Below are 20122 nucleotides of genomic sequence, written 5' to 3'. Positions count from 1 at the left end.
GGCGGGCGTCATCCAGCAGCAACCACTCAGCTTACTTGGCGGTCAGCGCCGAATAGCTGTTCATCAGGTTACGGTAGTTGGGAATACGCTGGGACAGCAGATTGCCCAGGCCTTCGATGTCGTTGCGCCAGTCGCGGTGCAACTCACAGGCCACCGAGAACCAGTTCATCATCTGCGCGCCGGCAGCCGTCATGCGCACCCAGGCCGCTTGCTGCACGGTTTCGTTGAACGTGCCCGAAGCGTCGGTGACGACAAACACTTCGAAACCTTCGGCCAATGCCGACAGCGTCGGGAATGCCACGCAGACGTCGGTTACCACGCCAGCGATGATCAGTTGCTTGCGGCCGGTGGCCTTGATCGCTTTGACGAAGTCTTCATTGTCCCAGGCGTTGATCTGGCCTGGGCGCGGAATGTACGGCGCGTCCGGGAACATTTCCTTGAGCTCCGGCACGATCGGGCCGTTGGGGCCTTGTTCGAAGCTGGTGGTCAGGATGGTTGGCAGCCCGAAGAATTTCGCCAGGTCAGCCAGGGCCAGCACGTTGTTCTTGAACTCGTTCGGCGAGAAGTCCTGGACCAGGGAAATCAGACCCGTCTGGTGATCGACCAGCAGAACGACTGCGTCGTCCTTGTTCAGGCGATTGTAAGCGTAAGCAGGAACGTTGCTCATGGGATGACTCCTTTGGGATGGTTTGTGACAAAACCCTGTGGGAGCGAGCTTGCTCGCGATAGCGGAATGTCAGGCGGAGGCGATGTTGAATGTTCCGCCGCCATCGCGAGCAAGCTCGCTCCCACAGGAGAAAATCGGTGCGTTAGTCAGAAAGCAAAACAGGAACAGCCAAACGCGCCCCAGAAGCCCTGAAAATCGCTGACTGGAACGTTCGACAGCCGCGCCCGTTCATGGCTATGGGCGTGCACCGTGCACGGGCCGCTGCACTGATGGACTTGCGCCTGCAACGGTGAAGTCGGACGCCAGTGGCCGGGCACCTTGACCACCGGCGACCAGTCCGGGAGTACCGGCACGCTGGCGGGGCCGAGTTTTTCGAAGTCGCCGGCGGCGTACACCACCTTGCCGTCGACCACTGTCAGCACCGACTCGATCCACTTGATGGCCTCTTCCTCGACGCTGAAGAAATCCGCGCTCAGTGCTGCCAGGTCCGCCAGTTGGCCGACCTTGATCTGGCCTTTCTTGCCCTGCTCCGAGGAGAACCAGGCGCTGCCATGGGTGAACAGTTCCAGCGCGGTCAGGCGCGGCAGGCCCTCTTCGTGCAACGAGAGGCCGCCGACAGTGCGGCCACTGACCATCCAGTACAGCGAAGTCCAGGGGTTGTAGCTCGACACCCGAGTAGCGTCGGTACCAGCCCCCACCGGCACGCCTTCGGCCAGCATGCGCTTGATCGGTGGCGTGGCTTCGGCGGCCTTGGCACCGTAGCGGTCGACGAAATATTCACCCTGGAAGGCCATGCGGTCCTGGATCGCGATACCGCCGCCCAACGCTCGCACGCGTTCGATGTTTTTCGGCGTGATGGTCTCAGCGTGGTCGAAGAACCACGGCAGACCGTTGAACGGAATGTCGCGGTTGACCTTCTCGAACACATCGAGCATGCGGCTGATGGATTCGTCATAGGTGGCATGCAGGCGGAACGGCCAGCGCTGCTCCACCAGGTGCCGAACCACCGGCTCCAGATCTTGCTCCATGCCCGGTGGCAGGTCCGGACGCGGTTCGAGGAAGTCTTCAAAATCCGCTGCCGAAAACACCAACATCTCACCGGCGCCGTTGTGCCGCAGGAAGTCATCGCCCTGGTGCAACTTGACGCTGCCGGTCCAGTTCTTGAAGTCGGTGAGTTCTTCCTTGGGCTTCTGGGTGAACAGGTTGTAGGCGATGCGCACCGTCAACTGCTGCTCCCGGGCCAACTGCTCGATCACCGCGTAATCATCCGGGTAATTCTGGAAACCGCCGCCGGCATCAATGGCGCTGGTCAGGCCCAGGCGATTGAGTTCACGCATGAACTGGCGCGTGGAGTTGACCTGGTACTCCAAAGGCAGCTTCGGCCCCTTGGCCAAGGTCGAGTAAAGGATCATTGCGTTGGGCCGCGCCACCAGCATGCCGGTGGGTTCGCCCTTGCTGTCGCGCACGATCTCGCCGCCCGGCGGGTTTGGCGTATCGCGGGTGTAGCCAGCCACTCGTAGCGCCGCGCGGTTGAGCAAGGCTCGGTCATACAGGTGCAAGACGAATACCGGGGTGTCCGGGGCTGCCTGGTTGAGTTCTTCAAGGGTCGGCATGCGTTTTTCGGCAAACTGGAATTCGTTCCAGCCGCCCACCACCCGCACCCATTGCGGCGTCGGTGTGCGATCGGCCTGGTCCTTGAGCATGCGCAAGGCATCGGCCAGGGAAGGCACGCCTTCCCAGCGCAGTTCCAGGTTGTAGTTCAGGCCACCACGGATCAGGTGCAAGTGCGAGTCGTTGAGCCCGGGGATGACGGTACGGCCCTTGAGGTCGATAACCTGGGTGCCGCTGCCGCGCAGGGCCATGGCCTCGGCGTCGGTCCCTACCGCGACGAAGCGCCCCTGGCTGATGGCGACCGCACTGGCGCGGGGCTTCTCACGGTCGACGGTATGGAACTGGCCATTGAATAGAATCAGATCGGCGTTCATCGGACTTCCTTTGGCGATAAATGTGCAGGTGAATCAATCGGTGGTGGCATTTAGAAGGGGGCTGCTCCGCAGCCGGCGGGGATAAATCCCCTCGCCACAACCCCCCCTCGCCACAACAGTGTTTGTCACAACAGCTCGGCGCTGCTTAGGGCTCCAGGTGTTCGTGGGTTTGAGAGGCTTCTAGCCACGGCGCGAACAGGCGGGTGGCCAGCGGCATGCACACGTACACCACCGACAGCACGATGGTCAGGGTGATCAGGAATGTGGCGACTACGTAGTTGGAAAGAAATGCGTGAAGTTGCAGCACAGGCCCCCAGATCAGCGGTACCAGCAAGGTGTGGGGCAGGATGACCAACAGCGTCACCACCGCCTGTTTCCAGCGTGGCGGAGGAATGGCGGCATCGGCCAGCGGGGCGAACCAGAACTCCTTGTGGGGGGCGACTTCGGTCTGGTCGCCATCAGCCAGCAGCGGCGCGGCCTCTTCCACCAGCTCGCGGCGCTGGGGCGAATCCAGCCAGCGTTGCATCGCCTCGGTGGAGCAGAAACGCAGCACGCAGGTAAACAGCGACAGCCCGCCCAGCTTGCCCCGCACCACATCCACACCCAAGTGCCCAGGCCACTGACCAGCCACCTGCACGGTGCGGCGCAACCAGGCCTCATAAGCCGCGTCCTGGCCGGACTTGATCCGGTGCTTGATCACCAGGGTGACGATTTCGTCGAAGCCGGGTTTTGCAGGGCCGCTGGTGGATTCAACGGTTTGAGGTTCAGACATGACGTAGCACTCCAACAAAACGCGTGTTCATCGCCAGGCGCCCAGGCCCGGCAATCAACACGCTGGTAAATACAATCAGCAGCAGCCAGCCGAACTGCCCTTCTTCCAGGGTCCACTGCGGGTGTACCACCACAAGTGCGACGGCCAGCAGAAACAGGATGGGCACGCACGCCAGACGCACGAGGACCCCGGCCATGATCAACAGGGGGCAAAGCACTTCTGCGAAAATCGCCAGCATCAGGGTGGGCGCGGCGCCCAGGTGAAACGGATCCTCGATGCGCGTCAGCTCAACGCTGTAATGCAACAGCTTGGGCAGACCGTGGACCCACAGTAAAAACAGCCCACCGCTCAGGCGCAGAAACAGCAAACCCAGATCCTGCAGGGAACGTTCGTGCACATTGCTCATCGCTGGACTCCATCCAGATCCGCATAGGCGGCGGCCGGTAACGATTGAGACATATGGGTGGCAATGCGCGAGCGCAGCCAGCGCTCGGCCGGATCGTTGTCATGCACACCGCTCCAAACCATCGACAACTCGGCGGCATTGATCTGAAACGGCGGATCCTCAGCACGCAACGCGCAGCCTTCCACCAGCGCGCAGGCGGCGTAGTCAGGCACGGTGGCGATCAGTTCGGTGCCTGCCAGCAAGGCTCGCAGACCGCTGAACTGCGGCACCGCCAACACCACTTTGCGCGTTCGACCGATGCGAGCCAGGTCCAGGTCGATGTTGCCGCTCAGGTCGCCCGAAAACGAAACCATGGCATGGGGCCGCGCGCAGTATTCGTCCAGGGTCAGCGGCCCAGGGCGCTGGTCGCCGCGCAAGACCTTGCAGGGAATGTCGCGCAATTTCTTGCGCTTGGCATTGGCCGGCAGGTCGGTGGTGTAACTCACGCCGACGCTGATTTCACCACTGGCCAGCAGCGACGACATCAGCAGAAAATTGGCCCGGCGCACCACCACAATGATGCCGGGTGCTTCTTCGCGCAGTTGACTGAGCAAGGGTGGAAACAGGCCGAATTCGGCATCGTCGGACAAACCGATGCGGAACACGTCGCAACTGGTGGATGGATCGAAAGCCTTGGCCCGGCTGACCGCGCCCGAAATCGTATCCATGGCCGGCTGCAGTTCCTGCAGGATCGCCAGGGCCCGCGGCGTCGGCTCCATGCCGCGACCGTTGCGGATCAGCAGCGGATCGTCAAACAGATCCCGCAGCCGTCCCAGCGCCGCGCTCACCGCCGGCTGGCCCATGAACAGCTTTTCGGCGACACGGGTCAGGTTCTTCTCGAACATCAGCGCCTCGAAGATCACCAGCAGGTTCATGTCGAGGCGGCGTAAATCATTGCGGTTCATGGGTGTTGTTCCTGTTGAATACCGGTCCTGTGGGAGCGAGCCTGCTCGCGAATGTGGTAACACAGTCGACATAAGTGCCAGCTGACCCACCGCTTTCGCGAGCAGGCTCGCTCCCACAGGCTTGCGGCTTGGTCAACCCTGGATAAACGCCAGCAGGTCCGCGTTCAGACGGTCCTTGTGGGTATCGGTCAGGCCATGCGGCGCGCCGGGGTAGATCAGCAACTGCGAGTTCTTGAGCAACTTGGCGGCGGCGATGCCGGCGGTTTCGATGGGGACCACCTGATCATCATCGCCATGCACCACCAGGGTCGGCACATCGATATTGCGCAGGTCTTCGGACAGATCCGTCTCCGAGAACGCCTTGATGCAGTCGTAGGTGTTCTTGTGACCGGCGAGCATGCCCTGCATCCAGAACCAGTCGATCATGCCCTGGGAGACCTTGGCGCCCGGCCGATTGGCACCGAAGAACGAACTGGCCACATCCTTGTATAGCTGAGATCGGTCAGCCAGGGAGGCCTGGCGGAAACCGTCGAACACCTGCACGGGCAAGCCACCCGGGTTGGCCGGGGTCTTGAGCATCAACGGGGTCACCGCCGAAATCAGCCCAAGTTTGGCGACGCGGGCGGCACCATGACGACCCATGTAGCGGGCGACTTCGCCACCGCCGGTGGAGAAGCCCAGCAGCACCGCTTCCTTGAGGTCCAACCGCTCGATCAGCTCGGCCAGGTCATCGGCATAGGTGTCCATGTCGTTGCCGTCCCAAGGCTGGCTGGAGCGCCCGTGCCCGCGGCGGTCATGGGCGATCACGCGGTAACCGTTGGACGCCAGGAACATCATCTGCGCCTCCCAACTGTCCGAGTTCAACGGCCAGCCGTGGCTGAAGACCACCGGTTGACCACTGCCCCAATCCTTGTAGTAGATCTCGGTGCCGTCGCGGGTGATGAAGGTGCTCATGACGTGACTCCTTGAGGTGGGTGGATTGCTCAATGGTCCGGTCAGAGGGGGCATTTGCGTGAGTTAAACGTTGTTAATTTTTTTGGAGCGTCGGTGTGAAAACTGCTTTTGTGGCGAGGGAGCTCGCTCCCGCTGGGCTGCGCAGCAGCCCCAAGACTGTCACCTCGGCGTGCCAGATTGATTGGGAACGGGGCCCTGGGGGCCGCTTCGCAGCCCAGCGGGAGCAAGCTCCCTCGCCACAGAGAATGCGGCGTCTGGAAAACGTTCACCGTTGCGCTTGAAACAAAACCTGAGGAATATGCTCGGGAAAAGCCCCCTGCACCGGGACCAGAACATTGAGAGCAACATGAGCCAATACCTCAACCTGCCTGTCGAACAGACGGTGCATTTCGGCCCTTACCGCGTCCATCCTCGCCAGCGGCTGGTGCTGGAGGCCGGGCAGCCGTTGCGCCTGGGACGCCGGGCAGTGGAGATCCTGCTGGTATTGCTCGAACACGCTGGAAACGTGGTGAGCAAGCACGAACTGATGGCCCGTGTCTGGCCCAGGAGCGTGGTGGAAGACACCAACCTGCGGGTGCACGTGGCGGCGCTGCGCAAGGCCCTGGGAGACGGCCAGTCCGGGCAGCGTTACATCATCACTGTGGCGCAGCGCGGTTACAGCTTCGTCGCACCGGTGTCCCTGGAGCCGGTCGAGCAACTGGCGCGCATCCCTCACCCTTCCCTGGCCCACAACCTGCCGCCGCGCCGCACCCGGCTGATCGGACGCCAGGGCCTGGTGGAAAACCTGGTGGCCCAGCTGCCGAGAAAACGGTTCATCACCCTGGTGGGTACCGGCGGGATCGGCAAGACCACCGTCGCCTTGCGTGTCGCTGAGCGGTTGATCGGTCACTACCGCGACGGTGCCTACCTGTTGGACCTGGCGTCGCTCAACGATCCGTGCATGATTGTCCCAAACCTGTGTGCGCTGCTGGACCTGCCGCTGCATGAAGGCGACCCGCTGGATGCCATCACCCGGCGACTCAAAGAGCAACACCTGCTGCTGGTCATCGATAACTGCGAGCACCTGATCGATGCCATCGCCCAGCTCAGTGAAACCCTGCTGCGCGGTGCGCCTCACTTGCACATCCTGGCCACCAGCCGCGAAGGCCTGCGGGCCGAAGGCGAGCACGTGCAGCATCTGGATTCCCTGGCGTTCCCACCCCGGGAGATGCCCATCGAGGGGTATCCGGCCCTGGAGTTCCCGGCGCTGCAGTTGTTCGCCGAACGGGCAATGGCCAGTCATGACAGCTTCGAGCTGACGGATCAGGACATACCGCTGGTGGTCGACATCTGCCGTCGGCTGGACGGTATCCCCCTGGCCATCGAACTGGCCGCCGGTCAGATCGGGGTATTCGGACTGGAGGCACTTCACCGGCAACTGCAAGACAGCGTCGCCCTGCTCCACAACGACACCAACGTCGCCGCACCACGCCAGCAAACCCTGCGGGCCACGCTGGACTGGAGTTTTGCGCTGCTTACCGACTGCGAGCAAACCTGCCTGCGACGGCTGGCGGTGTTCATGGGCAGCTTCAATCTGGCGTCGGCCGCAGCGGTGATCGTGGGTCAACATATCGCGCCGGACCAGGTGCTGATGTCGGTCAGCCAACTGGTCGCCAAATCGCTGCTCAACGTCGAGGTCGGCGATGAAGAGGTGCGTTATCGCCTGCTGGACACGACCCGCAGCTATGCCCTGGAAAAACTGACTGAAGCCGGGGAACTGGCTGCCAGCCACCAGCGTCACGCCGAGCGCTGCCTGACGCTGATGGAGCATGCCGAAAAAGACTGGGAAACGACCCCCACGCGGCAGTGGATCGCCCGCTACGCCCTCTATCGCGACGACATCCGTGCCGCGCTCGACCGGGGGCTGGGCCCGCAGGGGTCGCATGCGGTAGCGATCCGCCTGACTGCCCGCACCCTGCCCCTCTGGCAGGAGTTGTCGCTGCTCAGGGAGCACGGGCTTTACGTGAGCAAGGCGCGGGCGTTATTGCGCCAAAGCCCCGTGCCGTGCCCACGACTGACCCTGGCCCTGGAACTGGCCCATGCCAGTTTCAATTACCATACCCAAGGCGGCACGCCTGCCACTGTCGAAGCCTTCACCACGGCCCGGGTCCTGGCGCAACAATGCCAGGACCTGGCTGGCGAGCTGCGAGCCGTGTCGGGGCTCATGACCGTCAACCTCAGCTGCGGCAACTACCAAGAGGCCTTGGAGCAAAGCCTGGATTTCGACCGACTGGGCATGCACGGCGACCCGACCCTGTCCTTGAGCACCCAACGCCTGCGGGTGCTGGCGCAGCATTTCACCGGCGACCAGACGGCCGCCCGGCGTGATGCCGAACAAGTGATCCAGCGCCTGGCCCAGAGCGGCCACCTCAGCCGTTTCTCCCACGGCTTCGGCGTGCAATACGATCAGAGCGTGGCGGCACTGACCGTACTGGCGCGCATTCTCTGGCTGCAAGGCTTTGCCGAGAAAGCCCGGCGCACCGCCGACCTTGCGCTGCAGATTGCCTTGCAGATCAACCACGGCATCTCGATCTGCTACACCCTGGCGCTGAGCGGTTGTGTGATTGCGCACTACAACGGCGATCATTCACGCGCCCGGGAAAGGCTCGAACTGTTGAAGCACCAGGCGAAAAAACATTCGGTCATGCTGTTCCATGACTGGGCCAGCCACTATGCCCGCGCTTTCGATGACGAAACCCTGGAAGCGAGTTCGACCCACGCAGGACTGATCGAGGACATCGTCGTCACCCTGCGCATCGAGTGCGTCAACCAGGCACAGGTCGAGCGCGCCCGCAACGGTGCGGCAGGCTGGTGTTCGGCGGAGATCTTGCGGGCCGATGCTGAAGCCCTGCTGGCGCAAAACGACCCCGCCCTTGAGCGCTGCGCCGAAGAGCAACTGCTGAGCGCCCTGACGGTGGCCCGGCGGCAAAATGCCTTGGCTTGGGAATTGCGCAGCGCCATGTCCCTGGCCCGGCTGTGGCAACGCCGGGGCATGGACCATGCCGCCCAGGATCTGCTCGGGCCGGTCTATCGTCGTTTCAGCGAAGGGTTCAACACCCCCGACCTACAGCAAGCTGGCGCGCTCCTGCAAAAACTGGCCCGACGGCTGGGGCCTTGAACGACGAACCTCCCAGGCTTCTTGCAGCGCGTGGCGCCGGCTGAAAACAACCCACTGACCACTGCGCCGCAATTTTTCCAGGGCATAGGCGCGCGTGGTGTGGAGCAAGTGGAACCGAACCCCGTCCACGCACTGCTCAACCATGACCAGCGATTGGTTCGCCAGCCGTGACAGCAGACCAGGCAGTTGCCCTGCTTCCAGCTCGGCACAACTGATGACGGCCAGCGCAGCCTTGAGCGTAAACGGCCCATCGAACACGGCCAGGCGCTGGAACACGGCTTGCTCATCGTCACTCAAACGCTCGAAACTCCAATCCAGCATGGCCTCCAGGCTGCGATGGCGCGCCACAGCCGTGCGGCGTCCATGGTTCAAGAGTGACAGCCCACAATCCAACTGTTCCAAGACCCCCGCCACGCCCAACACACCCACCTGGGCCGCCGCCAGTTCCAGCGCCAGCGGTAACCCGTCCAGGCGTTGGCATATCTGGACAATCACCGCCAGCTCGCGGTCATTGGGCTCGAAACCCTGCTGCCGGGCAGCGACCTGATCGATCAACAACTGCACGGCCGGACACGCCAATATCTGGTGCGCCGGCTCACGGGGCGAGGCCACTGTCAGCCCCGGCAGTTGTACGACGCGCTCATCCGTCAGATTCAAGGGCTCGCGGCTGCTGAACAGCAGCGAGACCTGCGGGGCCGATGCGCCCAACGCCCGGGCCAGGTCCCGGCAGGCGTCGAGCAGATGGTCGCCGCCATCGAGCACCAGCAAAACCCGCCAGGATTTCAGTTGCTGGCCCAAGGCGCCATGTCCCAGGCCCAGGGTGCGGGAAACCTGCCTCGTCACCTGCGACGGGTCGCTGATGGCGGACAGGTCCACAAACCAGGCACCGTGGTCAAAGTGTTCCAGCAACAGTTCGGCCACCCGCAGCACCACGGTGGTCTTGCCGACCCCACCCGGTCCGGTCACGGTGGTCAGGCGCTGACGGGGCACCTCGCTGAGCAACCGGCCCAGCACTTTGTCGCGACCGATCACCGGGCTCAGGCGCGCGGGCAGGTTGTGGCGCTCGACCGGCTGCTCGACGTCAGCATCCACGACCACGGGCGCGGTAAAGCAATAGCCCTGCCGGGGATGATTGAGGATGTAGCGTGCCCCCTGCGCCGCGTCACCGAAAGCCCGCCGCAGCGCCGCGATGTGCACCCGCAGGTTGATGTCTTCCACCACGCTGTCAGGCCAGACGCGCGCGATAAGCGCTTGCTTGCTGACGAAGTGACCGGCGTTCTCCAGCAACACTTGAAGAATGTCCAGGGCGCGACCGCCCAATACCAGGGGCTCGCCGTCACGCGTGACAAGTCGCTGCTGGCGATAAAAGCTAAACGGGCCGAAGCACGCCGCCGGCTCGGTGTCGGGTCTGGCGAAACTGTTCATGGGCGATCCAGCGCCGGATAACCATCGCGGGCATGACACTACGGCGATCCGAACGCGTCTGCCCTGGCTCCTGCGCATCCTTTCCAGAGGGTTCGCGGTTATCTTGGCAGCCATCGCCCAGAGGACAATGCTGGCACAGAGCGCATCACGGACATTGCGGTGCCCTGGACGGACACCGACGGCTCAACTGAACTGCTGGCGGTATTGCACGGGGGTCAGGCCAAGCTTTTCGCTGAACAGCGAGCGCATGTGCCGCACACTGCCGAAGCCGCTGCGAAACGCCACGGTCTTGAGGGGCAAATCCGTGGATTCCAGCAACTGGCGGGCGCGGTCGATGCGCGCACCTTGCAGGAACTCCATGGGCGTCATCTTTACTTCGCGAACGAACATCCGGGCGAAATGGCGCGAACTCATGGCGGCGATCGCGGCCATGCGTTCGATGGTGAACGGTTCCTCCAGGTGCTCCATCACATGATGCTGCACCCGGGTAATGGCAGACTCTTGAGCCGCCACCGCCGCCACCAGCGGGCTGAACTGCGCCTGGCCGCCCTGGCGCTTCATCACCACCAGCAACACCTTGGCCACATCCAGCGCGACTTTACGACCGTGGTCCTGAGCGACGATGGACAACGCCAGGTCGATGCCGGCGGTGACCCCACCGGAGGTAAACAAGCGTCGATCCTGCAGGAAGATTTTGTCGGTCTCCACCCGTGCCTTGGGGAAACGCTGGATCAGGCGTTCGGTGTAGTGCCAATGGGTGGTGACGCGGTAGCCGTCAAGCAGCCCTGCCTCGCCTAGCACAAATACGCCGGTGCAAATGGAGCCGTAGCGCGTGGCCCGCGGCGCTGCCGCGCGCAACCAGGTGTGCAATCCCGGATGCTGGTCGTTATAGGCGCCCGGCCCACCCGGCACCAGCAACACGTCATAGGCCGCCCAAGCCTGGTCGATGTGGATATCGGCCTGTACCGCCACGCCATTGGACGCTCGCAACGCGCCGCGCTCGGTTCCCAGGGTCAGCAATTGATAACGAAGAGCGGGTTCAAGGTAACGATTGGCGATGGAAAACACTTCAAGAGGCCCGGCCATGTCGAGCAATAAAAAATCCGGGAACAGCACCATTGCAACGGTTTTCATCGAAAATACGCCAAAATATTCAGGACCTGCAGATGCCACTTGTGGGAGCGAGCCAGCTCACGATAGCGCACTGGCAACCAACAAAGAGCCAAGCTGAAGCGGCTTTACGCACGCAGGCTCGCTCCCACAGGGTTTGTGTAGCCTGCAAAACCAACATTATGTCGAAGCCACGCGCCTGCGGGTAGGCACTGCTTATTGTCCACTCAAAGCGGACAGTATTTCGTTTTCCACCTGCTTATTGAACAATTCAATAACCATTAACCTTCTTCTGAACCTGGCGAACGCCCAACGCCGCCGCCCCTACACATCAGGAGAGCTACCATGCTGACCCTTCGCAAAGCTTCAGACCGCGGCATCGCCCGCCACGGCTGGCTGACCTCGTTCCATACCTTTTCCTTTGCCAGCTACCGCAACGTCAATGAACAAGGCTTCTCCGACCTGCTGGTCATCAACGACGACCGGGTCGCAGCGGCCAAGGGCTTCGGCCAGCATCCTCATCGGGACATGGAGATTTTTTCCTATGTACTTGAAGGCGCGCTGGAGCATAAGGACACCCTGGGTACCGGCTCCGTCATTCGCCCTGGTGATGTACAACTGATGAGCGCCGGCAGCGGCGTGGCCCATAGCGAGTTCAACCACAGCGCCGAGGAGCTGGTGCACTTCCTGCAAATCTGGATCGTGCCCAACGTCAGTGGCGCCACACCGCGCTATCAGCAGGAGCACTTCAGCGCCGAACAGAAACGGGGTCGTCTGCAATTGATCATTTCCCCGGACGGCGCCAACGGCTCGCTCCAGGTGCGCCAGGACGCACGGGTCTATGCCGGGCTGTTCGACGGCAAGGAAAACGCCACCCTGACATTGGCGCCTGATCGTTATGCCTACGTGCATGTAGCCCGCGGCAGTGTCGAGCTCAATGGGGTGCCGTTACAGGAAGGTGATGGCGTACGGGTGCGCGAGGAACAGCTGCTGACGTTGAGCAACGGTCAGGATGCCGAGGTTCTGGTGTTTGATCTGCGACCACAGGAATTGCCGCAGATGCCATGAGCGGTCGCCATTACCGCGGCTATAACACTTGAGCAATGGGCGCTAAAAGCGTCTAAAAAAAGTCGGGCAATCCGGCGCAATCGAGCTTTGCTATCAGAGGTAGCGCATGGGATCCAAGGGCTCGCCGCCCTCCTTCCATGCGCTCTTTGGTTGATGGGAAAAACGCCTGGATAAGTTCCCGTTCAACTGAACTTTCAGACCAATGGTGGGCGATGCCATCACTCTGTGATATTGACTGAATGTTACAAGCCAAGCAAAATGATCTCACTTGGCCATTAAAATCCCCTGGCTTCTGCTTATTTCATGGAAGAAAGTATGAAAACGGTTATTTCTTTCGTTGCACTATCCGTTGCGTGCTGCGCCACTGCGGACGTCCAGACAATCACCTACCAATACGACGATTCAGACGCTGAATACTCCATCGTCTCGTTTGTTGAAAGCGATTCATCCATCCAGGCCACGTTGCAAAGATCGGGCCGCTACTTTACCAACTATACAAAACTGGAAATCGATTGCGCCTCGCGCAATGTTCGCCACATGGGGATGTACAACAGCCTCGATGGCCTGGAAAAAGCCCAGTTCGACCAGATGCAAGGTCGCATTATTGAAGGCTCGATAGCCGACGAGGTTGGCAAAGTGCTCTGCAAGGGTACAACCATGACCGCCTCCCAGACCGCCTCGCAGACAGACAAGCTGCCTGCCGACGAACTGCCCGACGATAAAACCTGATTCCACGCCGCCGGTCTGCGGTGCACCTTCGCACCTGCGCCAACGCCACACGTTAGCGCAGGCCCGCGTGAACTGCGCGACCTCAGCGCAACGCTTGTTTTCGCTCAAACGTCGAACGATAACTGCCAGGCGGAACGCCGAAGAAATCCCGAAAACGACGCTGAAAGTGCGGCGAGCTGACAAAGCCCGTCGCCACGGCGATTTCTGTGACAGATCGATTGGTCTGCTGGATAAGTTGGCGCGCACGGGTCAGGCGCAGTTCCAGGTAATAACGTGTCGGGGTCGCGCCGAGGAAACTGCAGAAGCGCCGTTCCAACTGCCGCTTGGAAATCTTCACGCATGCCGCCAGCTCATCGATGGTCAACGGCTCCTCGATGTTTTGCCACATCAACTCCAACGCCAGCTTGAGACTTTCTGGCAGCGTCGGATCGGTTTCGACGAAGACCGGCGGCAGATCCGACGCGTCGCCCGACTCGTCACACCGCAGGATCTCCTCGATCGCCCCCACCAGCGCCTCGCCTCCCGTCTGGCGGATCAACTGAAGCATCATGCGCAGCGAGCTGTTGGCACCTGCGCAACTGACCCGCTGCCGGTCCACCACATAAGCGCGGCTGGAAACTTTCACATGGGGAAAAACCTCCGCCATCATGGCGCGACTTTCCGGGTGAACCGCGCACTCGAAACCATCGAGCAAACTGGCATCGGCGACGAAAAAAACGCCGTTCCACAACCCGCCCAGTATTGCCCCGGACGCTGCGTTGGCGCGCAGCTTGCGTCGCAGCAGCGGCATGCCCTGCAACTTCACGCGAAAGCCACCGGCGACGATCAGGACGTCCTGGTTTTCCGGCAACTGCGCCAACTCGATATCGGCAGAGATGACGATCCCCAGATCACTGGTCACCTGACTCCCCGAGGCCCCAACCGTCAGCACCTCATACAGAGGCCTGTCGCTCATCAGGTTGGCCGTCACCAGCGCATCCACCGCACCGGTAAAGGACATCATCGAGAAGTTGTCCATCAATACGAACGCGACACGAACCGGAGCCTGGTCAGCACCTGAGGATCCGAGCGGCCGGTAAGCCATGTTTTTGTTTTTAAGTACGCTCTCGAATGCGCTTGGCATAGGGCCTCGTCAATACATGAAGGCATCAGGACTTGCATCACGCTCGCGCTTTAAGCAGCAGAGCAATTGGCACATCTTCCAGATTAACCACGACGGCTGCAATCGACTCGCGACACCGCAGGGTCATCGCCCCTCCTCGACCTCAAGTACCTTCGATTCTGGTCGATATCGTGTAGGTACGCATGGGCGCTTCCCCCGTTCCAGAAACTCGCAACGCGCACCGCTACTGTTTCCTGTTTCCGCCGTTTCAACACCTATAAATATCCGCGGGAGAAGTCATGAATATCAAACAGAAGCTGACATGGGCGTTCGCGGCCATCGCCTGCCTGCCAGTTATCCTGGTGGCGGTGCTGGTCGTGTTGAACCTGCGCGACGCCGCACAAACCAACTTCCTGGACAGCAGCGGCCGTGAAATCCGCCAGATCGACAACGGCATGAAGCAGTTCTTCGATGGCATCAGCCAGAACGTCGAGTTCTTCGCCAAGGACCCGCGGATTATCGCGGCCAAGGATCTGAAAAACTATTCCGGTGCCGACGCTGCACAAATTCCACTGCCTGAGAACAACAAACAGCTGCTGGACATATTCGACAGATTCGCCAAAAGCCATCCGACCACCGCCTATCTTTCTCTGGGGCTGGCCGACGGCGGTTACGCCAGCTGGCCTGACGACCCCAAAATTTCCAATTACGACCCCCGCGTACGCCCCTGGTACAAGGCCGCCATCGCTTCGCCGGGCACCACCGTGCGCACAGACGCCTATTACTGGGCACCGGACGACGTGTCGCTGATCGGCATCGTCCATACGGTCTCCGACGCCGCCGGCAAGCTGGTGGGTGTGGTGGGCCTGGACGTGTCGCTCAAGCAACTGACCGAACTGGTCAAGAACATCAAGCTGGGCGATAGCGGTTACCTGATGCTGGTCGAAGCCAATGGCAACGTCCTGGTCGATCCCAGCGATGCCAAGCACAACTTCAAGCCCATGGCAGAAATTGGCCCCAACTATGCCGAACTGGCCAAAAGCGGTGATGGCGTGACTCAGATCGAGATCGATGGCGTGCCCTACATGGCCAACGTCGTCAGTTCCAAAGGCCTGGGCTGGCGCTTCATCGGCCTGATCAAACGCGACGAAGTCATGGCCGAAGCCGCGAGCCTGACCTGGTTGATCGCCATCATCGCCGCCGCGCTGGCAGTGGTGTTCGCCATCGTCGGCGCCAGTTTCGCCAGCGTGATCGTGCGACCGATTCGCGGTGTCGCCAATGGCCTGCAGGAAATCGCCGAAGGTGAAGGCGACCTCACCCGCAAGCTCTCGGTGCAAGGCAAGGACGAAACCGCCACCCTGGCCAGTTGGTTCAACCAGTTCCTGGGCATGATCGCCCAACTGGTGCAGCGCATCGGCAGCGCCTCCTCCGACCTGCAAAGCGCCGCCGCCGATACCAGCGAAGTGGCGCAAAACATGAACGAAGCCGCCGGACGTCAACGCCAGGCCGTTGCACTGGTAAGCACCGCGTTCAACGAAATGGTCGCCACCGCCAATGAGGTCGCCCGCTCTTGCAGCCAGGCGGCCTCCAGCGCGGACGAAGGTTATCGCGACGTGCACGACGGCCAGCATCACATCGGGGAAGCCACGGGCAGTGTGCTGAAATTGAGCGAGGATCTGCAAAAGTCGACCCAGACCATGCAGGCGCTGGAGCAGGACAGCAAGAACATCAACACCATCCTCGACACCATTCGCTCGATTGCCGAACAGACCAACCTGCTGGCCCTCAACGCCGCCATCGAGGCCGCGCGGGCCGGCGATCAAGGTCGTGGGTTCGCCGTGGTGGCCGATGAAGTCCGCGCCCTGGCCCGGCGTACCGCCGACTCCACCGGCGAGATCGACAGCCTGCTGGGCAACCTCGCGCGCCGGACCCAGGAAGTCACCCTGCAGATGCAAGGCAGTCTGCAGGGCTCCAAAACCAGCGTTGAACGCATCCAGCAGGCCCGCGACAGCTTCGACAAGATCCGTATCTCGGTGGACTCGATTCGCGACCAGAACACCCAGATCGCCACAGCGGCCGAGGAACAGCACCAGGTGGCCGAGGACATCAACCGGCACATCTCGCAAATCCATACCGATGCACAACTGGTGGAAGAATATGCCCACTCGGCGCAGACGGGCTCGGGGCGCTTGACGGATATTTCCGGGCAGCTCAAAGGGTTGGTGGGGCGGTTCAAGTTCTAGTTGTAGAGCCTGAGACAGCCACCCCAAATGTGGGAGCGAGCCTGCTCGCGATGGCGGTGGCTCAGCTTGCATTGATGTTGAATGCACTGACGCTATCGCGAGCAGGCTCGCTCCCACACTTGCTGTGTCACCGAGTCATTGCGGCCCTGTTGTCACCGATGCGGTTTGCCCGCCAAACATGGCCTCGAAGCGCGGTTTGTTGGCTGCGTAGTACTCGGCGACCACCTTGTCTGCCGAACTGTCCCGCGCCGCCGCCATCAATCTCTCAAGGTCAGCTTGAGGAATATTGAAGTGAGTGAAGAAGCGGGCGACGTCGGGATACTCCGCGCTAAAACCTTTGCGGGCCACCGCGTGAATCTGCTCTGCGCCCCCAAAAATCTTCTTGGGATCATCCAGATAGCGCAGCGACCATTTGGAGAACATCCAATGCGGGCTCCAGGCGTTGACCAAAGACCATTTGTCACGCTTGAGGTTACGATCCAACTCACTCAACATCCCGGATTCGGACGAAGCAACCATTTTGTAGCCATCGAGTTTGTATAGCTCAATGGCTTTTTCTGTCAGCTTGTATTGGCCGTTGCCCACTTCTGAAGTGAGGATTTTGCCGCCGAGCTTTTCCCGCACATCTGGTTTGTTGAGATCCTCGATGCTGGCGATCTCACTGGCGGCAATGGAAGTTGGCACCGCCATACCGATCCGACCTTCATACAACACGCCAAGGTCTTCGAGCTTGTCGCTGTACTTGTCATAGAAGGCTTTGTGAGTGCTCGGCAGCCAGACCATCGGGATCAGGTCGATATTACCGTTAGCCAGCGCCTGGAACTGAATGCCGATATCGGCCAGCACCAGTTTGACCGGTTGCTTGAGGTGGTCTTGCAGGGCGGTGTTTGCCAGCTTTACAGCGATTTCCGTATCCGACCAATTCACCCATCCAATGCGCACAGGCGCAGGCTCCTCGGCATGGGCAAGCAAGCTGCAAAAAACCATACACAGGCCTGCAAGCCAGCCGCTAAAAGTCTTACTGGATAACGTAACCATAGTGCCTCTCCGCGTTCTGTGTGAGTTGTTGTTGGCAGGACAGCAGAAGCAATTACCTTCACTCATGAGCGCAAAAGCGCCCTCATCTTCAGGCGGTTTTGATCTCTACGTTCACGTTGGGGTCAATGGCGCCGTTCACTGCGGCAGACATTTTCAGTGCCTCTAGCCCTCTTGAGCCCAAGCCTGGGGTCCCTCACCCCGAGCAAGCCAAATCACCTCGCTGCGAGCCGATCTTAATCCTGGCATTTTGACGGCGCAAGAAAAATGTACACCACTGTCCGAATCATTGACACACATGAACATCCAACTTACCGTTATGTCAAAACCACGCCTGACGTTCTGCTCCGGAGCGCAACACCATGTCCAGCGACCCCTTGCTGCAGCCTTACAAGATCAAACACCTGACGCTCAGAAACCGGATCATGACCACCTCCCATGAGCCCGCTTACCCCGTCGACGGCATGCCGAAGGACCTGTACCGGGCGTATCACGTTGAACGGGCAAAGGCCGGCGTGGCGTTGACCATGACCGCAGGTTCCGCTGCCGTTTCCCGTGACAGCCCGCCGGTGTTCAACAACGTGCTGGCGTACAAGGATGAGGTGGTCAAATGGATGAAGGACCTGACCGACGAGTGCCATGAACATGGCGCCGCGGTGATGATTCAACTGACCCACCTGGGACGGCGTACACGCTGGGACAAGGCCGACTGGCTCCCGGTCGTATCGCCCTCTCATCGCCGCGAAGCGTCCCACCGGGCCTTTCCGAAGAAACTGGAAGACTGGGACATCGACCGGATCATCAAGGACTACGTGGATGCCGCCGAACGCATGAAGGCCGCAGGCCTTGATGGATTGGAGTTACAGGCGTACGGGCACCTCATGGATCAATTCTGGTCGCCGCTGACCAACGACCTCGACGGCCCCTACGGCGGCTCGCTGGAAAACCGCTTGCGCTTCACTTTTGATGTGCTGCGTGGCATACGCCAGCGCTGCGGCGAGGACTTTCTGCTGGGAGTGCGCTACACCGGCGATGAAAACCTGCCGGGGGGCTTCGGTGCCAGCGACGGCATTCAGATATCTCACATGCTCAAGGACAGTGGGCTGGTCGATTTTCTCAACGTCGTGCGCGGGCACATCGACACCGATGCCGGCCTCACCGACGTGATTCCAATCCAGGGCATGCGCAACTCGCCGCACCTGGATTTTGCCGGCGAGATCCGCTCGGCCACCGGTTTCCCGACGTTCCATGCGGCCAAGATCCCGGACGTGGCCACGGCACGGCACGCCATCGCCTCGGGCAAGGTGGACATGATCGGCATGACGCGGGCGCACATGACCGATCCACACATCGTGCGCAAAATTATCGAAAAACGCGAAGAAGACATCCGCCCCTGCGTCGGCGCCAACTACTGCCTGGACCGTATCTATCAGGGCGGCGCCGCGTATTGCATCCACAACGCCGCCACCGGGCGCGAAACCACCATGCCCCACGAGATCCCCAAGGCACCCACCAAGCGCAAGGTGGTGGTGATCGGTACCGGCCCGGCGGGCCTGGAGGCAGCGCGGGTCGCCGGCGAGCGCGGCCACGACGTCACGGTGTTCGAGGTGGCTGACCAACCCGGCGGCCAGATCCGCTTGACCGCGCAGAGCGAACGGCGTCGCGAGATGATCAGCATCATCGATTGGCGCATGGCGCAATGCGAACGCTTGGGCGTGAAGTTCCATTTCAACACTTGGGCCGAAGCCGAGACCGTCATCGCCGAGGAACCGGACGTGGTGATCGTCGCCACAGGCGGCTTGCCGCACACCGAGGTGCTCAAGCAGGGCAATGAACTGGTGGTGTCGACCTGGGACATCATTTCCGGCGACGTCAAGCCTGGCAAGAACGTGCTGATCTTCGACGACGCCGGCGACCACGCGGCGCTACAGGCGGCCGAGGTCATTGCCAACAGCGGTGCAAAACTGGAGATCGTCACGCCGGACCGGTCGTTTGCGCCGGAGGTGATGGCGATGAACCTGGTGCCTTACATGCGCAGCCTGCAGGACCTGAACGTCACCTTCACGGTCACCTATCGCGTCGACTCCGTAGAGACGCGCGACGGTCAGCTGGTGGCCAGCTTCGGCAGCGATTATGGCCAAGTGCACAAGCAGCGCGTGGTCGATCAGGTGGTGATCAACCACGGCACCCTGCCCCTGGACGATCTGTACTTCGACCTGCGCCCGCATTCGAGCAACAACGGTGCGGTTGAACAGCACGATCTGATCGCCGGGAAAACCCAAAATATCGTGACCAACCCCGAGGGTCGTTTCCAACTGTTCCGGATCGGCGACGCGGTGTCGGCACGTAATACCCACGCCGCTATCTACGATGCACTGCGGCTGGTGAAAGACGTCTGAAGGTCATGCCCCTGACCCCATGAGTCAGGGGCATTTTTGAGACTTAACATTGACTTTCACCCCGTGCGAGCCTGCTGGCGATAGCGGTGGTTCAGCTACATGGATGCCGGATGTGCTGTTGTCATC

At 61.3% G+C, this 20122-nt stretch carries 15 protein-coding genes and 1 pseudogene; 6 read left to right on the top strand and 10 right to left on the bottom strand.

Annotated features, from left to right (window positions below):
- Positions 1-31: 31 nt before the first annotated feature.
- The 6 genes from ycaC to GKKCFE_RS08305 all read right to left on the bottom strand — a co-directional run bounded on the left by ycaC (position 32) and on the right by GKKCFE_RS08305 (position 5728).
- The gene (ycaC, locus tag GKKCFE_RS08330; RefSeq protein WP_281459371.1) at positions 32-667 is read right to left on the bottom strand and encodes an isochorismate family cysteine hydrolase YcaC; all 636 of its coding nucleotides are present in this window, start codon (positions 665-667) and stop codon (positions 32-34) included.
- Positions 668-813: 146 nt separating this feature from the next.
- Entirely contained in the window at positions 814-2652 is a 1839-nt protein-coding gene (locus GKKCFE_RS08325) for an amidohydrolase (RefSeq protein WP_076385492.1), read from the bottom strand.
- Positions 2653-2797: 145 nt separating this feature from the next.
- On the bottom strand, positions 2798-3424 hold the full coding sequence (locus tag GKKCFE_RS08320; protein ID WP_188251534.1) for an antibiotic biosynthesis monooxygenase: 627 nt from the start codon (positions 3422-3424) through the stop codon (positions 2798-2800).
- Positions 3417-3830 (bottom strand): DoxX family protein, encoded by a 414-nt coding sequence (locus GKKCFE_RS08315; RefSeq protein WP_139050656.1) that lies wholly within the window; start codon positions 3828-3830, stop codon positions 3417-3419. Before GKKCFE_RS08315 ends, GKKCFE_RS08320 begins: the two co-directional genes overlap by 8 nt.
- Positions 3827-4774: a LysR family transcriptional regulator gene (locus GKKCFE_RS08310; RefSeq protein WP_047229365.1), complete on the bottom strand. Its 948-nt coding sequence runs from the start codon at positions 4772-4774 to the stop codon at positions 3827-3829. The genes GKKCFE_RS08315 and GKKCFE_RS08310 overlap by 4 nt, the downstream gene beginning before the upstream one ends.
- Positions 4775-4906: 132 nt before the next feature.
- The gene (locus tag GKKCFE_RS08305; RefSeq protein ID WP_047229364.1) at positions 4907-5728 is read right to left on the bottom strand and encodes an alpha/beta fold hydrolase; all 822 of its coding nucleotides are present in this window, start codon (positions 5726-5728) and stop codon (positions 4907-4909) included.
- 346 nt (positions 5729-6074) lie between these two features.
- Between GKKCFE_RS08305 and GKKCFE_RS08300 the strand changes: the two genes are divergently transcribed.
- Entirely contained in the window at positions 6075-8885 is a 2811-nt protein-coding gene (locus tag GKKCFE_RS08300) for an ATP-binding protein (RefSeq protein WP_445577720.1), read from the top strand.
- Here the strand turns inward: GKKCFE_RS08300 and GKKCFE_RS08295 are convergent.
- On the bottom strand, positions 8832-10310 hold the full coding sequence (locus GKKCFE_RS08295; RefSeq protein WP_445577719.1) for an ATP-binding protein: 1479 nt from the start codon (positions 10308-10310) through the stop codon (positions 8832-8834). The two genes, GKKCFE_RS08300 and GKKCFE_RS08295, sit on opposite strands and share 54 nt — an antisense overlap.
- Positions 10311-10493: 183 nt before the next feature.
- Positions 10494-11444 (bottom strand): GlxA family transcriptional regulator, encoded by a 951-nt coding sequence (locus GKKCFE_RS08290; protein ID WP_139050659.1) that lies wholly within the window; start codon positions 11442-11444, stop codon positions 10494-10496.
- A 321-nt stretch (positions 11445-11765) separates the two neighbouring features.
- On the opposite strand from GKKCFE_RS08290, the gene GKKCFE_RS08285 reads away from it, so the two are divergent.
- Both GKKCFE_RS08285 and GKKCFE_RS08280 read left to right on the top strand, forming a co-directional pair.
- Complete coding sequence (locus GKKCFE_RS08285) at positions 11766-12488, top strand: pirin family protein (protein ID WP_188251529.1); 723 nt, start codon at positions 11766-11768, stop codon at positions 12486-12488.
- A 315-nt stretch (positions 12489-12803) separates the two neighbouring features.
- Positions 12804-13217 carry a hypothetical protein gene (locus GKKCFE_RS08280; RefSeq protein WP_139050661.1) on the top strand — a complete coding sequence of 138 codons (414 nt, stop codon included), beginning with the start codon at positions 12804-12806 and terminating at the stop codon, positions 13215-13217.
- A gap of 82 nt (positions 13218-13299) precedes the next feature.
- Here the strand turns inward: GKKCFE_RS08280 and GKKCFE_RS08275 are convergent, their stop codons facing one another.
- A complete protein-coding gene (locus GKKCFE_RS08275) occupies positions 13300-14340 on the bottom strand; it encodes a GlxA family transcriptional regulator (RefSeq protein WP_188251527.1) in 1041 nt (346 codons plus the stop codon).
- Between the two features lie 278 nt (positions 14341-14618).
- Here GKKCFE_RS08275 and GKKCFE_RS08270 point away from each other — a divergent pair.
- Together GKKCFE_RS08270 and GKKCFE_RS08265 are read left to right on the top strand one after the other, a co-directional pair.
- A pseudogene (locus GKKCFE_RS08270) lies at positions 14619-15653 on the top strand (cache domain-containing protein); the annotation flags it as partial.
- A gap of 54 nt (positions 15654-15707) precedes the next feature.
- On the top strand, positions 15708-16562 hold the full coding sequence (locus tag GKKCFE_RS08265; RefSeq protein ID WP_445578033.1) for a methyl-accepting chemotaxis protein: 855 nt from the start codon (positions 15708-15710) through the stop codon (positions 16560-16562).
- 135 nt (positions 16563-16697) lie between these two features.
- On the opposite strand, the gene GKKCFE_RS08260 is transcribed toward GKKCFE_RS08265, so the two are convergent.
- Positions 16698-17600: a glycine betaine ABC transporter substrate-binding protein gene (locus GKKCFE_RS08260; protein ID WP_445577718.1), complete on the bottom strand. Its 903-nt coding sequence runs from the start codon at positions 17598-17600 to the stop codon at positions 16698-16700.
- Between the two features lie 359 nt (positions 17601-17959).
- Here GKKCFE_RS08260 and GKKCFE_RS08255 point away from each other — a divergent pair, with 359 nt between their 5' ends.
- On the top strand, positions 17960-19996 hold the full coding sequence (locus tag GKKCFE_RS08255; protein WP_139050663.1) for an NADH:flavin oxidoreductase: 2037 nt from the start codon (positions 17960-17962) through the stop codon (positions 19994-19996).
- Positions 19997-20122 lie beyond the last annotated feature (126 nt).

It is taken from the genome of Pseudomonas sp. E141, from assembly GCF_052659885.1.
Note: the sequence above shows the minus strand (reverse complement) of the source record. Positions and strands in the feature narration are given on the sequence as shown.

Bases quoted from the DNA above. Each gene is read 5' to 3' on its own strand.
- GKKCFE_RS08280 (WP_139050661.1), top strand. From the start codon at position 12,804: ATGAAAACGGTTATTTCTTTCGTTGCACTATCCGTTGCGTGCTGCGCC.
- GKKCFE_RS08260 (WP_445577718.1), bottom strand. From the start codon at position 17,600: ATGGTTACGTTATCCAGTAAGACTTTTAGCGGCTGGCTTGCAGGCCTG.
- ycaC (WP_281459371.1), bottom strand. From the start codon at position 667: ATGAGCAACGTTCCTGCTTACGCTTACAATCGCCTGAACAAGGACGAC.
- GKKCFE_RS08320 (WP_188251534.1), bottom strand. From the start codon at position 3,424: ATGTCTGAACCTCAAACCGTTGAATCCACCAGCGGCCCTGCAAAACCC.
- GKKCFE_RS08310 (WP_047229365.1), bottom strand. From the start codon at position 4,774: ATGAACCGCAATGATTTACGCCGCCTCGACATGAACCTGCTGGTGATC.
- GKKCFE_RS08300 (WP_445577720.1), top strand. From the start codon at position 6,075: ATGAGCCAATACCTCAACCTGCCTGTCGAACAGACGGTGCATTTCGGC.
- GKKCFE_RS08295 (WP_445577719.1), bottom strand. From the start codon at position 10,310: ATGAACAGTTTCGCCAGACCCGACACCGAGCCGGCGGCGTGCTTCGGC.
- GKKCFE_RS08305 (WP_047229364.1), bottom strand. From the start codon at position 5,728: ATGAGCACCTTCATCACCCGCGACGGCACCGAGATCTACTACAAGGAT.
- GKKCFE_RS08285 (WP_188251529.1), top strand. From the start codon at position 11,766: ATGCTGACCCTTCGCAAAGCTTCAGACCGCGGCATCGCCCGCCACGGC.
- GKKCFE_RS08255 (WP_139050663.1), top strand. From the start codon at position 17,960: ATGTCCAGCGACCCCTTGCTGCAGCCTTACAAGATCAAACACCTGACG.
- GKKCFE_RS08325 (WP_076385492.1), bottom strand. From the start codon at position 2,652: ATGAACGCCGATCTGATTCTATTCAATGGCCAGTTCCATACCGTCGAC.
- GKKCFE_RS08265 (WP_445578033.1), top strand. From the start codon at position 15,708: ATGATCGCCCAACTGGTGCAGCGCATCGGCAGCGCCTCCTCCGACCTG.
- GKKCFE_RS08315 (WP_139050656.1), bottom strand. From the start codon at position 3,830: ATGAGCAATGTGCACGAACGTTCCCTGCAGGATCTGGGTTTGCTGTTT.
- GKKCFE_RS08275 (WP_188251527.1), bottom strand. From the start codon at position 14,340: ATGCCAAGCGCATTCGAGAGCGTACTTAAAAACAAAAACATGGCTTAC.
- GKKCFE_RS08290 (WP_139050659.1), bottom strand. From the start codon at position 11,444: ATGAAAACCGTTGCAATGGTGCTGTTCCCGGATTTTTTATTGCTCGAC.